Source organism: Thalassovita gelatinovora (assembly GCF_001458355.1).
GTDB lineage: Bacteria > Pseudomonadota > Alphaproteobacteria > Rhodobacterales > Rhodobacteraceae > Thalassobius > Thalassobius gelatinovorus.
This window is the reverse complement of sequence record NZ_CYSA01000026.1, coordinates 79,541-91,604: the sequence shown is the minus strand read 5'-3', so window position 1 is coordinate 91,604 and position 12,064 is coordinate 79,541. Positions and strand designations below refer to the sequence as shown.

The 12,064-nt window shown below is 59.4% G+C and carries 13 protein-coding genes; 3 read left to right on the top strand and 10 right to left on the bottom strand.

What is annotated here, in order from left to right:
* Positions 1–70: 70 nt before the first annotated feature.
* The 3 genes from TG4357_RS14355 to TG4357_RS14345 are packed head-to-tail and all read right to left on the bottom strand — an operon-like array spanning position 71 to position 3,264.
* On the bottom strand, positions 71–526 hold the full coding sequence (locus TG4357_RS14355; protein WP_058263597.1) for a DUF6173 family protein: 456 nt from the start codon (positions 524–526) through the stop codon (positions 71–73).
* A gap of 3 nt (positions 527–529) precedes the next feature.
* A complete protein-coding gene (locus TG4357_RS14350) occupies positions 530–1,573 on the bottom strand; it encodes an MBL fold metallo-hydrolase (RefSeq protein WP_058263596.1) in 1,044 nt (347 codons plus the stop codon).
* Positions 1,570–3,264 (bottom strand): acyl-CoA dehydrogenase, encoded by a 1,695-nt coding sequence (locus tag TG4357_RS14345; RefSeq protein ID WP_058263595.1) that lies wholly within the window; start codon positions 3,262–3,264, stop codon positions 1,570–1,572. The genes TG4357_RS14350 and TG4357_RS14345 overlap by 4 nt, the downstream gene beginning before the upstream one ends.
* A 120-nt stretch (positions 3,265–3,384) precedes the next feature.
* Between TG4357_RS14345 and TG4357_RS14340 the strand changes: the two genes are divergently transcribed.
* The gene (locus TG4357_RS14340; RefSeq protein ID WP_058263594.1) at positions 3,385–4,332 is read left to right on the top strand and encodes an L-threonylcarbamoyladenylate synthase; all 948 of its coding nucleotides are present in this window, start codon (positions 3,385–3,387) and stop codon (positions 4,330–4,332) included.
* A gap of 255 nt (positions 4,333–4,587) precedes the next feature.
* Here TG4357_RS14340 and TG4357_RS14335 read toward each other — a convergent pair whose 3' ends face one another.
* Positions 4,588–5,961 (bottom strand): SLC13 family permease, encoded by a 1,374-nt coding sequence (locus TG4357_RS14335; protein ID WP_058263593.1) that lies wholly within the window; start codon positions 5,959–5,961, stop codon positions 4,588–4,590.
* A 108-nt stretch (positions 5,962–6,069) separates the two neighbouring features.
* Between TG4357_RS14335 and TG4357_RS14330 the strand changes: the two genes are divergently transcribed.
* Positions 6,070–6,795, top strand: a complete 726-nt coding sequence (locus TG4357_RS14330; RefSeq protein ID WP_158509083.1) for a helix-turn-helix domain-containing protein — start codon at positions 6,070–6,072, stop codon at positions 6,793–6,795.
* A gap of 18 nt (positions 6,796–6,813) precedes the next feature.
* Here TG4357_RS14330 and TG4357_RS14325 read toward each other — a convergent pair whose 3' ends face one another.
* The 3 genes from TG4357_RS14325 to TG4357_RS14315 all read right to left on the bottom strand — a co-directional run bounded on the left by TG4357_RS14325 (position 6,814) and on the right by TG4357_RS14315 (position 8,896).
* Entirely contained in the window at positions 6,814–7,683 is an 870-nt protein-coding gene (locus TG4357_RS14325; RefSeq protein WP_058263591.1) for an MBL fold metallo-hydrolase, read from the bottom strand.
* A gap of 63 nt (positions 7,684–7,746) precedes the next feature.
* Entirely contained in the window at positions 7,747–8,190 is a 444-nt protein-coding gene (locus TG4357_RS14320) for a Dps family protein (protein ID WP_058263590.1), read from the bottom strand.
* Positions 8,191–8,251: 61 nt separating this feature from the next.
* Positions 8,252–8,896, bottom strand: a complete 645-nt coding sequence (locus TG4357_RS14315; protein WP_058263589.1) for a peroxiredoxin — start codon at positions 8,894–8,896, stop codon at positions 8,252–8,254.
* A gap of 105 nt (positions 8,897–9,001) precedes the next feature.
* On the opposite strand from TG4357_RS14315, the gene TG4357_RS14310 reads away from it, so the two are divergent.
* The gene (locus TG4357_RS14310; protein ID WP_058263588.1) at positions 9,002–9,925 is read left to right on the top strand and encodes a LysR substrate-binding domain-containing protein; all 924 of its coding nucleotides are present in this window, start codon (positions 9,002–9,004) and stop codon (positions 9,923–9,925) included.
* A gap of 41 nt (positions 9,926–9,966) precedes the next feature.
* Here TG4357_RS14310 and TG4357_RS14305 read toward each other — a convergent pair whose 3' ends face one another.
* Genes TG4357_RS14305 through TG4357_RS14295 form a run of 3 tightly spaced genes read right to left on the bottom strand, consistent with a single transcriptional unit; the run spans position 9,967 to position 12,001 of the window.
* Positions 9,967–10,764, bottom strand: coding sequence for a metal ABC transporter permease (locus TG4357_RS14305; protein ID WP_058263587.1), 798 nt, complete (start codon positions 10,762–10,764; stop codon positions 9,967–9,969).
* Positions 10,764–11,507 (bottom strand): ATP-binding cassette domain-containing protein, encoded by a 744-nt coding sequence (locus tag TG4357_RS14300; protein ID WP_058263586.1) that lies wholly within the window; start codon positions 11,505–11,507, stop codon positions 10,764–10,766. Before TG4357_RS14300 ends, TG4357_RS14305 begins: the two co-directional genes overlap by 1 nt.
* Positions 11,504–12,001 (bottom strand): transcriptional repressor, encoded by a 498-nt coding sequence (locus TG4357_RS14295; RefSeq protein WP_058263585.1) that lies wholly within the window; start codon positions 11,999–12,001, stop codon positions 11,504–11,506. The genes TG4357_RS14300 and TG4357_RS14295 overlap by 4 nt, the downstream gene beginning before the upstream one ends.
* Positions 12,002–12,064: the final 63 nt, after the last annotated feature.

Sequence of the window (12,064 nt, the reverse complement as noted above, 5' to 3'; positions counted from 1 at the left end):
ATCTGTTTTCGGCTTGATTAACGGATTTTTCCATCCCTGTCACCACGGCAAAACAATCGGAGGGGCCGGATTATCCCTTTTTTGCCAGATCGGCAGCCAAGCGGAAGCCGATCCGCTTTGGCTCGACCTGTTCGGGTTCTTTCGGCAGCGCCTGCAGAATCACGCTAAGCTGACTGACATGCTGAATCAGCTGAGTTTTCAGACCGTATTCATCGCTACCATAAAACGTGACGATATCGGGGTCGAAAAAGCCTAAACCTTCGATCCGCAGCACCCCGGCGTCGCCACCAGCGAACCCCATGGCTATTTCATGTTCGTTATCCAATGTTTCTTCGAAATTCTGGATATAGAGGATCAACCGCTCATAGGCCCATTGTGCTGGGCTTTTTTCTTCCAGCGGGGTGTCGGTGACTTCGACAGGCACGGCGGTGTTGCAAGGCGCTTCGGGATCGGCGTGGACTTCATGTCGTCGCGGCAAAGCGGACATTTCCTGGGCCTCTGCCGTCGTCGAAATCTTAGTTTCCATTGCTCAATCTTTCATCCGCCACAGCCAAGCATCGTCTTCGCGCCGTTCACGCGCGACTTCTCCTGTCTGATGCAGATGATTGAGATGCGCAACCGCTTCGACCAGTGCCAGGCCATAGGTGCCACCGTCAATTCGCCGCTTGAACAGCGGCGGGAAACATTCGGCCGCAGTGCGCGGGTCCTGCAAATGATCGCGCAACCGCCGCAAGGCACCATGATGATTGTCCAGCAATTGACGCATCCGCGTCGGTGCGCCGGTAAAGGGCAGCTTGTGACCGCCAAGCACCAATTGATCTTGATTCACCAGAAGCTGCAATCGTTCGCAGCTTTCCATCCATTCGCCCAAAGGATCGGCGTCGGGTTCGGTCGGATGTACCCCGATATTAGGGCTGATCGATGGCAGAATCTGATCGCCCGACAGCACCAGGTCGTCATCGCGACTCCACATCGTCAGATGTTCTGGCGCGTGGCCATGGCCGATATGAATATCCCAATCGCGGCCACCGGCGCGGACCACATCACCTTGCTGAATCCGGCTATAGCCGACCGGCAGCGGATGACAGATGTCAGAAAAATTGAACGGCCGTTCCTGCCGCCGCTTTTCCAGTACGTCAGGATCCATCCCGGCACTTTTCCAGAATGCGACGGATTCCGGCGTGGCTTCGGTCTGTTCGTCAAGGATCAGCATCCGGGTCATCAAGAACGCCGTTCGGGTAGCGGCGATTTCCGCGCCATAGCGGGCCTTGAACCACCCCGCCATACCGACATGGTCGGGATGATGATGGGTCAGGATAACCCGCCCGACCGGTTTGCCGCCCATTGCCCCGGCCAGCAAGGGTTCCCAAAGCGCCAATGATGTTTTCGAATACACACCGCAATCGATCAGGGTCCAGCTATCGCCCTCGTCCAGCGCATAGATATTCACATGGTTCAGCGTCATCGGCAAAGGCATCCTGATCCACAGGATGCCCTCTGCCACTTCTATCGCCGTGCCATTTTCGGGGGCCTCTGCCCAAGGATACCGTATACCGACGGTATCGCGGCTCATGCCTCCAACTCGTCCAGACTAAAGGCGTAAAGATCATCCGCCCCGGCCATCGCATATGTCAGCAGCGATTCATGCTCTGGCAGCAACCGGCGGATATAGTAGCGCGCCAATTTTGACCGCGCCCCTTCGCCGCCTTCGGCCATCGCCGCTTTCAGATGATAATGACCGCCCAGAACCCGGGCAAAGGCGCGAGTGAAGGGCACCGACCCGGCGAACCGGGTGTTCATGTCGGACTGTGTCACCAGCCATTCGACCGCTTCACGCAGGCTTTCGCAAGCCTGCCAGACCGGTTCGGCCAGTTCCGGCATGGTGCAGCGGGCTGTTTCCGCATGGGCTTCGATTTCGTCGATCAGAACATTGGCTGCCTCGCCCCCGTCCATCATCTTGCGACCGACCAAGTCCATCGCCTGAATGCCGTTGGTGCCCTCATAGATAGCGGTGATCCGCACATCGCGGCTGAATTGTGCCGCACCGGTTTCTTCGATGAATCCCATGCCGCCATGCACCTGAACGCCCTGTTCGGCGACATCGATGCCGGTATCGGTGGCAAAGGCCTTGGCAATCGGGGTCAGGAATGCCGCCCGCGCCCGCCACTCGGCTGTCCCGGTGGCCGCAGCCATGTCCAGGGCAATCGCGCAAGACATCACGATGGAGCGCGCCGCGAATGTGTCTGCCTTCATCGATAACAGCATCCGCCGCACATCGGCATGATTGACGATGGGCCCGAATTGCTGACGTTCCTTGGCGTAGTCGAGCGCCTGCTGGTAGGCGGCCTCGGCGATGCCGACGCCTTGTGAACCGACGCCCAGACGGGCGTTGTTCATCATGGTGAACATCGCTGCCATGCCGTTATGCGGTTCTCCGACCAGCCAGCCCTTGGCGCCATCGAACTGCATCACAGCGGTCGGGCTGCCATGGATGCCCATCTTGTGTTCCAGGCTGACCACTTTGAGATCATTTGCCACGCCGGGGTTGCCGTCGGCGTCGGGGATGTATTTCGGCACCATGAACAGGCTGATCCCCTTGGTGCCCGCGACACCATCGGGCAGACGCGCCAGCACCAGATGGCAGACGTTGCCACCGAAATCATGGTCGCCCCAGGTGATGAATATCTTCTGTCCGCTGATCGCATAGGTACCGTCGCCATTCGGTTCGGCCTTGGATTTCAATGCGCCCACATCCGACCCGGCCCCCGGCTCGGTCAGGTTCATCGTGCCGGTCCATTCACCACTGATCAGCTTGGGCAGATACAGTGCTTTGATCTCTTCGCTGCCGTGATGTTCCAGCGCTTCGCACTGGCCTTGCGTCAGCAACGGGCACAGGCCCAGCGCCATGTTCGCTGATGACATCATTTCGTTGAAGGCCGTGGTCAGTGACAGCGGCAGCCCCATTCCACCATAAGCCTCGGGTCCCGACACCGCGACCCAACCACCCTCGGCGATCGCCTCGAAGGCCGCCTTGAATCCGGGCGAGGTTCGTACCACGCCATTCTCCAGAACCGCCGGGGTCAGGTCGCCATTGCGCAGCGTCGGATAGATCACTTCTTCGCAAAGCTTGCCCATCCCTTCGAGAACCGCATCGGTCAGATCCGCGCTGGCTTCGGCAAATTTTTCAGTGCCGCGCAGCTGATCCAGGGCGGCAACATTGTCAAAGATGAAACGGATATCCTCAACTTGGGCACGATAGGTCATTATTGTCTCCTCCTGGCATGCGGCTTGGCTTCCGGTCGCGGTGCCTGTATTCAATTAATCTTGCCCGTGCAAAGTAGTGAACCGCACGCTCACCTCAATTGGAACGCCGCGTCATTGGCCATGAATACTGTCCGAACCGAACTGCTTGGCGATGACCTTGCCGGATTGTCCCGCGCAGCAGAAATCCTTTCCGCAGGAGGGCTTGTCGCGATGCCCACCGAAACGGTTTACGGCTTGGCGGCGGATGCGCGCAATGACATGGCCGTGGCGCGAATCTTCGCCGCCAAGGGGCGACCGCGCTTCAACCCGCTGATCGTACATCTAGCAGATGCCGAAACTGCGCAACGTTACGTTGTCTGGTCGGACATGGCCCAAAAACTGGCAGATGCATTCTGGCCCGGCCCGCTGACCCTGGTGCTGCCACTGAAACCAGACGCCGGGCTTTCGCCGCTGGTGACCGCCGGCCTGCCAAGCCTGGCAGTGCGGGTGCCCGCCCATCCGCTGGCGCGAAGCCTGTTGCAACGATTCGGCGGCCCGGTCGCAGCCCCTTCGGCCAATCCTTCGGGCCGGATCAGCCCGACAAAAGCGCGTCATGTGCTGGACGGGCTGTCGGGCAAGATCGAAGCGGTGCTCAATGGCGGGGCCTGTCCGGTCGGGGTGGAATCGACCATCGTCGGGCTTACCGCGGAGCCGACATTGCTGCGCCCCGGCGGAGTCGCGGGCGAACAGATTGAAGCAGTGCTGGGTCAGCCACTGGCGTCCCCGGCACAAGGCGCACCGATCAGCGCCCCAGGTCAGCTGAATTCGCATTACGCGCCGGGTGCAAAGGTCCGTCTGAACGTGACCGCGCCAAGAGATGGCGAGATCCTACTTGGCTTCGGCGCGGTTGATTGTGCCCTGAATCTTTCGGCAACCGGTGATCTGACCGAAGCGGCGGCAAATCTGTTCGGCCACCTGCATGCGCTCGATGCGCTTGATCCCGACGGCATCGCGATATCGCCGATCCCCGATACCGGGCTGGGTCGGGCCATCAATGACCGATTGCGCCGCGCCGCCGCGCCGCGCTGATCTGCAAGGATACCTGGCACTGACGCGCGATTGAGGGCCAGCCCCAACCCCTAGGAGTATTTCAGGAACAGTGGACGGGATTTCATTGTTCCCAAAATACTCCGGCCAGAGGCTAAGTTCGTCGTATCACCAAGCCCAGCGCAATTCCAAACCCGTTCCTGCCGGGGTTCGTTGCGGAAAACTTTAGGCTATTGCTGTTCCGTTTTCGGGGATCACATCGCAAGGGAATATTGAATGCCATTTCACTGCGGAAGTTCAAATTACACCCAGTAGCTTCCACCATAGAAAATCCAGAGGCAGAAGAACGAGAAAGGTGATCACGAAAAGCGCAAGCGTGACCTTCAGCAACGGTCGCGTGCTTTCCCCGGCGAGTCCCATTGCCACAATCAGTGGTCCTACCTGATAGGGAAAGATAACGGTTGAAAACCCGATGACCTGCATCATCAGCACGGCGTTCAGGGAAAAGCCAGTCGTCTCGGCGAGGTTCGGCGCAAGCGGTGTCAGCACAGCGGGCACCCCCGCCATCGTGGTAAAGATCGAAGTGCCTGTTCCCAAAAGCGACAGCGAGATGAAGTTCAAGAAGTCATTCCCCGGCTGGAACGGGAGCGCGGACAAGACCTTCCCCGCGATGATTTCGCCCAGCCCGCTGGTATTGACCACAGTTCCAAGGGTCAGCGCCCCGGCCACGAAAAGCAACATCGAGAAATCCACCGAGGACTTGAACATCGGCGGCGGCACGAAACCAAGTTGCGGCACCATAAGCACCAAAGAGGTCCCCAAACCGATCCAGGCAGCATTGATCCCGTGGATCTGGTCCGTGGACCAGAAACCCAGCGTGACCAGAAGAATTGCCAGCAGAGCCATTTGACGGCGGCCTGAGCCGGTCGTCTGCGTCGGTATCGCGTTTCCCGTCGCAACGCGTGCGGGAAAGAATCCCAGTACAAGGGCGACGATGATCGCAGATTTCAACAGCCCGAGAACCGGGTAATGCAGCAGCAGGTATTCAGCGTAGCTGAAATGCGCATCAAAGGATTGCTCTGCCACGCCCGACAGGATGACATTGGGAATGTTTGACGGCAGAATTGCGAAACTGGGCATGTTGGTCCCGATCGCGATGATCACCGCCACGCCGGTCCGCCCCGTCGATCCCTTTCCCAGCCCCAGCACATCGGCCAGCGCCATACCCACCGGCACCAGCACCGCCGCCCGGCCAAGAGACGAGGGCATCACAAAACCAAGCACCATTCCAATCAGCATCAATCCGGCGATCAGCGTCGCGTAGCTTTTCGACAAGTGTGGCCGAGCCATCGCGCCCAGCCTGCCCCCCAGCCCCGAATGAGTGATCGCTGCACCGATAACAAAGCCCGTGACCACCAACCAGATCGCGGAGGACGAGAAACTGGAAAAGACCTCTTGTGGTGCCGCCAGCCCGGCAAGGATCAGCGCCGTGAACAAAAAGGTTGATGCCACGTAGCCCGGCACCAGCCCTGTTCCCCAAAGTGACAGGGTGATCAGCATGATGCCAAAGGTCAGCGCCTGATCGGATGTCATTCCTGCGGGCAGACTGAAGGCGCTCCATGCGGCGAGCATCAATGCTCCGACAACAATGATTTCTTTAAGACGACGCATGACAATCCTTCCGCTTCTGTTCCCTGCGACCTATCCTGCTGGACCGAAATGTGAAATAACAACTATATGACAGATCATATCGATTTTCCGCCAAACGGGGGGTTGCCCGTGGCGACTTGGTCCGGCGCTCTTGAAAAAGGAGCCAAGCTGGCCGCCCAAGGCGGGGATCGGGCCCAAGTGATGTTCTGCTATGAAGGTCTGATGCGGGTGGAAGTCGGCGAAGACCGTTGGTTTATACCGGATCGTTTCGGCATCTGGATCCCCTCAGGGACGGCCCCTCAAGTCGAGGTGGCCCATGGGATTGAATTCCAGACCTTCCTGCTGCACCCACGTTTCTCTGCCCGACTTGCCTTGCCCGACCAGCCTACCGTGCTGCGGGCAACACCATTGATGCGCGGCATCGCGCGCCGCCTGAGGCCCTCCGAGTCGATCTCAACCGCAGAGCGACGCCGCCTAGGTTGGGTGGCGCTGGATGAAATCGCTCGTCTTGATCGACCCGACCTGCATCTGCCCGGCAGCGGTGATCCTCGACTCGCCAATGTCATGTCCCACCTTCTTGCGCACCCCCGAGACGCAAACAGCCTCCCCCAGCTGGCCGTGCGTGCGGGTTCCAGTGAACGGACTCTCAGCCGTCTTTTTCAGAACGAAACAGGGATGAACTGGCGCAGTTGGCGCGACCGGATGCGTTTCGTGTTGGCACTGGAAGGGCTTCAGATGGGCCGTAAGAGCACGGACCTAGCCGCGTTTCTGGGGTATTCGAGCACCTCGGCTTTTGTCGCGGCCTTTCGCCGCCAAAGCGGGATGACACCCACTGAATGGCGGCACCAGCGCTAGCATTTTCACCGCCAAGGATCATCGGCTGTCGAAATAGTTTAGCGGCAGCTTCAAATAGGACCGGCCGTTATTTTCCACGTCCGGCAGACGGCCGCCACGGATGTTGACCTGCAAGGCGGCCAGCATCAGCTTGGGCAGCGGAAGGGTCGCATCGCGGGCATCGCGCAGGGCACGGTACTCGGCCGAAGACGGAGCATTCTTCCAATGGATGTTCGCCGCGCGGTGTTCGGCCACCGTGGCCTCGCATTGCGCCGCGCGGTTCGGGGCATAATCGTGCCCCACAAAGATCCGCGTCTCCTCCGGCAGGCTGAGGATTGACGAAATGCTGTCGTAAAGAGCCGCAGAATCGCCCCCGGGGAAATCGGCCCGCGAGCTGCCGCTGTCTGGCATCATCAAGGTGTCATGCACAAAGGCCGCATCACCCGCAACATAGGTGATCGAGGCCAGCGTATGCCCCGGCGAAAACATCACCACCACCGGCACGTTACCCACCAGAAAACTGTCGCCATCCGCAAATAGATTGTCCCATTGGCGCCCGTCAGTCGGGAAATCGTGTGGCAGGTTGTAGATGCCCTGCCACAGCTTTTGAACACCGGTCACTTTTTCCCCGATGGCGGTTGGCGCACCAGTCTGCGCCTTGAGCCACTGCGCGGCAGAGAAGTGATCAGCATGGGGATGGGTATCGAGAATCCTGACCAGTTCGACCCCTGTTTCGCGCACATATTCCAAAAGGCGCTCGGCATTCGCGGTCGAGGTCGCGCCAGCCAGAGGATCGAAATCAAGCACCGGATCGACGATCGCCCCTTTCATTGTGTCCGGGTCGTGAAAAACATATTGCCAGCTTCCGGTCGGTTCATCCCAGAAGCCTTTGACGATGGGATTGGTCATTGCGGTTTCTCCGTTTCGTTTGATCTCTGCGTTGGCCAAGCCTCTGCGCTTGGCCAAGATGGCTCAGCGGGTGCCAGCCTTCATCATCCACAGTTCCTTTTCGTGCCATTCCAGCCGATCGGTCAAAAGGCCGACAGACACTTCGTCACCTGCTTCACCGGCAGTTGTGATGGCACCGCGCAAGGTATCGGCGAGCGCGTCGTGCCCGGCGATGAGTTTCGCGACCATCTCTTCGGCGGATTGCGCAGGCGCATCTTCGGGGCCTGCCTTGCTCATCAAGTCGGCCACCGTGCCCGGAGCATAAGTACCCTGAATGCGGAGACGCTCGGCGATCTCGTCCAATGCACCCCAGAGGTTCTGGTACTGCGCCTCGAACACTTCGTGCAGTTGGCGGAAATTATGGCCTTCAACATTCCAGTGATAGCCGTGGGTTTGCACATAGAGGCGAAAGGTCTGGCTCAACACAGTATTGAGGGCGTCGATGTTGGCTTGGGGGGTGGATTTCATTGATCTATCTCCTGAAATAAATGGGAAAGACGGCGGGCCGCGCAGGGCCCGCCAAACAGCGTCACAGCATCCGCGTCGAGAAATACCAATCGACGGTGTCGTATCCTTCGCCGGCCCGCGCCATCGCGGCTTCGGGTGTTGCCGGTGTCGGCACGATGACGGGATCGCCGGGGGTCCAGTTCTCGGGCATCGCACATTGGTTCTCGTCAGCGGTCTGCAGCGCGACCACCAAGCGGTATATCTCATCGACGGACCGGCCCGCATTCATCGGGTAATAGACCATCGCCCGCAGCACACCCTCGGGGTCGATGAGGAAGGTGGCGCGCACCGCCGCCGTGTCCGAGGCGCCCGGCTGGATCATGCCATAGGCCTGGGCCACCGCCATGTTCAGATCCGCGATGATTGGAAAACCGATCTCAACGCCGAACTTTTCCTTGATGTTCAGCATCCACGCGATGTGACTGTAATGGCTGTCGATGGACAGGCCCAACAGCGCGGTGTTGCGGGCGGCAAAGTCATCCTGTTTCTTGGCGAAGGCGATGAATTCCGTGGTGCAAACCGGGGTGAAATCCGCCGGGTGCGAGAACAGGACCAACCACTTGCCGCGGTAGTCTTCCAGCGTTTTGCGGCCGTGAGTGGTGGGGGCATCAAAGGCAGGAGCGGGCTCGTTCAAGCGGGCGCCGGGGGTTTGTACTTGGTCGGTCATGGTGTGCTGTCCTTCTTGTCAGCGTTTCGATGACACAGAGATAGCGGCTGGACAGTTATAGGTGAAATTGAATATAACTTTCAAAATTATAGAGAAAATCTATCAATGATAACCCTTCGCCAATTGCGCTTCCTGACCGCCGTCGCCGAGACGCTAAACTTCTCGCGCGCGGCGGAAACCTGCTTTGTCACGCAACCAACGCTCAGCGCCGGGATCAAGGAACTGGAGGACCGTTTGGGCGTCCAGTTGATCGAGCGGACCCGGCGCAGCGTCCTGCTGACCCCCTTGGGCGAAGAGATCACCACCCGCGCCCGGCGTCTGTTGCTGGACGCGGGCGAGATCGAAACTCTTGCACAGGCGCACCGAAACCCGGCCGAAGGCGATCTGAAACTTGGCTCGATCCCGACGATCGGACCTTATCTGCTACCCCCTGCCCTGCCCGCGATCAGAAACGCCTTTCCAGAGTTGCGCGTCTACTTGCGCGAAGAGATGACCGAGAGCCTGATCGAGGGACTCACGGCAGGTCGTCTTGATCTTATCCTGATCGCACTGCCATTTGAGACCGGCCCGTTGGAGATCCTGCCGCTGTTCGAAGACGGCTACCAACTGGCCTCTCCTTCTGACTGGCCCACCCCGCATGGGGCAGAATCTCTGACGCAAAGCGGGCAGCTCATGCTGCTTGAGAAGGGGCATTGCCTCCAACGCCACGCGCTGAACGCCTATCCGGGACGCATCTTTACCGCCGAAGACAGCTTTGCTGCGACCAGCCTGACCACCTTGATCGCCATGGTGTCCGAAGGGCTGGGGATCACCCTGTTGCCGAACCTTGCGGTGGCGGCGGGCGTGGTGGGAACCGCGCAGGTGCAACTGACCCCGTTGCCAGACGCCTGTCCCCGTCGCGTGGTTCTTGCCTGGCGTCCAGGTTCCGCCCGCGCAGAACTTTTCAGAAAGCTCGGCACCCTGTTGCAGCGCAAGGGGACTGAGGGATTAATGCGCGAACAAGGCGGATGTTCCACAGGTTCCCGCTGACATCCGCCAAGCGCTTGAAGCGGCATCCCTTCGTCGCGAATTTAGGTGCCTTTCCGGTTCCGCCAGCCGATAAGATTCAGACCGGCAAAGAGTATTGCCGCGACACAAACGATCGAAGGCCCCGCCGGGGTGTCAAGCAGATAGGCCCCTTGCAACCCGGCAACAGCAGAGATGGTTCCGATTGCCGTAGCGATGACCGCCATCGCCTCTGGTGTACGAGCAAAACCGCGCGCGGCGGCAGCGGGTATGATCAACATGGCCGCGATCAAAAGCACGCCAACCACCTTGATCGCGACAGCGACCGTGATGGCCAATGACACCGTCAGGATCAGTTGTTCACGCTTCGGATCAAGGCCGCTCGCATAAGCCAGTTCCTCGCTCAACGTCGAGGTCAAGAGCGCCGCCCACCGCCAGACGACCAGCGCCACCACCAGAGCCGCGCCCCCCCAGATCACGATCAGATCGGACCGCGAAACGGCAAGGATGTCGCCGAAAAGATACGCCATCAGATCGATCCGAATCCCCGATAGGAACGAGACCGCAACCAGCCCGAAGGCAAGGGCGGAATGGGAAAGTACACCCAAGAGCGTATCCATCGCATATCCGCGTCCGGCAAGAAACGTCACCACCAGCGCCATGATCAGCGCAACGGCCATCGCACCCGCAAACACCGAAATGTTCAGCGCAAGAGACAGAGCAACGCCGAGAATGGCCGCATGTGCCGTGGCGTCCCCGAAAAAAGCCATCCGCCGCCAAACCACGAAGCATCCTAGCGGGGCCGCAGCAAAGGCCACACCGACCCCGGCAAGCGTGGCCCGGGTCATAAAATCGTCAAGCATTAGTCTTCCACCTTGTGGCTTTGCGAATGGTCAAGATCGTGATCGTGATTATGGTCATGGCGATAGAGCGCCAAGGCCCCCCCCGTGCCCGTCCCGAAAAGTGCGCGGTATTCCGGCGCAGAGGCGACCACGGCAGGTACCCCTTCGCAACAGACGTGACCATTCAGGCAAATCACCCGGTCGGACGCGCTCATCACGACGTGCAGTTCGTGGCTGATCATCAAGACGGCACAGCCGGTGTCGCGGCGCACCGCTTCGATTTGCTGATAAAACGAGGCCGAACCAGGCTGATCGAGCCCTTGTGTCGCCTCATCCAGAAGCAGAACATCGGGTTGGTTTATCAAGGCCCGGGCCAACATGACACGCTGAAACTGCCCTCCGGAAAGCTGCGACATCTGTCGTTTCAGCAGGTCTGGCACAGCTGCCGCCTCCAGCGCCGACTGGCAATCCGCCTGCGAGACGCGATCCGTCAACCGCATGAACCGTTCCACGGTGATCGGAAGCGTCGGGTCAACATGCAACCGCTGCGGCACATACCCGATCTTCAGGCCGGGCTTGAGGAAAATCTCTCCGCTGACAGGTTTGATTGCGCCGATGATGGCCCGCAAAAGGCTCGACTTGCCGGACCCGTTGGGTCCGACAATAGTCACGATCTCTCCTGGCTCCAAAGCCAGAGACACGTCGCGCAGGACGGTGTTACCGCCATAAGCGATGCTCAAATTCTTGACTGTGATCAGATTCATGTGTTGGCCTTATCCGCACAGGATGGACAGATCCCTTCGGCTTCCACGACCGTCTTTTCAATTTGAAATCCTGCGGCTCGTGCCGCAGCCCCAAGCGCACCTTTGGCAGGCGATGATTTTGTTTCGGCCACCGCATCGCAAAGGCGACAAATCATGAAGGCAGGAGAATGGGTTTCATCGGGGTGGGTACAGGCAACAAAGGCGTTCAAACGCTCGATCTTGTGGACGAATCGGTGTTCCGCGAGGAAATCGAGGGCGCGATAGGCAACTGGCGGTTGCGAGCCGAAGCCGGCGTCCCGCAACAGGTCGAGAATGGCATAGGCACCAAGCGCACGGTGTTTTTGCAATAACAGTTCCAAGACCTTTCGTCGGACAGGCGTCAAGCGCAGCCCTTCGGCAGCACAGCGAGCTTCCGCCGCAACCAGAGCCTGAGTGACGCAGGCCTTATGGTCGTGCTTTTCGAATCCGATCAGGGGGGCATGTCCGGCTGACATGCCTTGCAACTCTCTTGGCATGTTATTTCATAACCCCTCTTGGCATGTTATTTCATATCCCAT

Excerpts from the sequence above, each read along its gene's own strand:
- TG4357_RS14355 (WP_058263597.1), bottom strand. The coding sequence starts at position 526 with ATGGAAACTAAGATTTCGACGACGGCAGAGGCCCAGGAAATGTCCGCT.
- TG4357_RS14350 (WP_058263596.1), bottom strand. The coding sequence starts at position 1,573 with ATGAGCCGCGATACCGTCGGTATACGGTATCCTTGGGCAGAGGCCCCC.
- TG4357_RS14345 (WP_058263595.1), bottom strand. The coding sequence starts at position 3,264 with ATGACCTATCGTGCCCAAGTTGAGGATATCCGTTTCATCTTTGACAAT.
- TG4357_RS14340 (WP_058263594.1), top strand. The coding sequence starts at position 3,385 with ATGAATACTGTCCGAACCGAACTGCTTGGCGATGACCTTGCCGGATTG.
- TG4357_RS14335 (WP_058263593.1), bottom strand. The coding sequence starts at position 5,961 with ATGCGTCGTCTTAAAGAAATCATTGTTGTCGGAGCATTGATGCTCGCC.
- TG4357_RS14325 (WP_058263591.1), bottom strand. The coding sequence starts at position 7,683 with ATGACCAATCCCATCGTCAAAGGCTTCTGGGATGAACCGACCGGAAGC.
- TG4357_RS14320 (WP_058263590.1), bottom strand. The coding sequence starts at position 8,190 with ATGAAATCCACCCCCCAAGCCAACATCGACGCCCTCAATACTGTGTTG.
- TG4357_RS14315 (WP_058263589.1), bottom strand. The coding sequence starts at position 8,896 with ATGACCGACCAAGTACAAACCCCCGGCGCCCGCTTGAACGAGCCCGCT.
- TG4357_RS14310 (WP_058263588.1), top strand. The coding sequence starts at position 9,002 with ATGATAACCCTTCGCCAATTGCGCTTCCTGACCGCCGTCGCCGAGACG.
- TG4357_RS14305 (WP_058263587.1), bottom strand. The coding sequence starts at position 10,764 with ATGCTTGACGATTTTATGACCCGGGCCACGCTTGCCGGGGTCGGTGTG.
- TG4357_RS14300 (WP_058263586.1), bottom strand. The coding sequence starts at position 11,507 with ATGAATCTGATCACAGTCAAGAATTTGAGCATCGCTTATGGCGGTAAC.
- TG4357_RS14295 (WP_058263585.1), bottom strand. The coding sequence starts at position 12,001 with ATGTCAGCCGGACATGCCCCCCTGATCGGATTCGAAAAGCACGACCAT.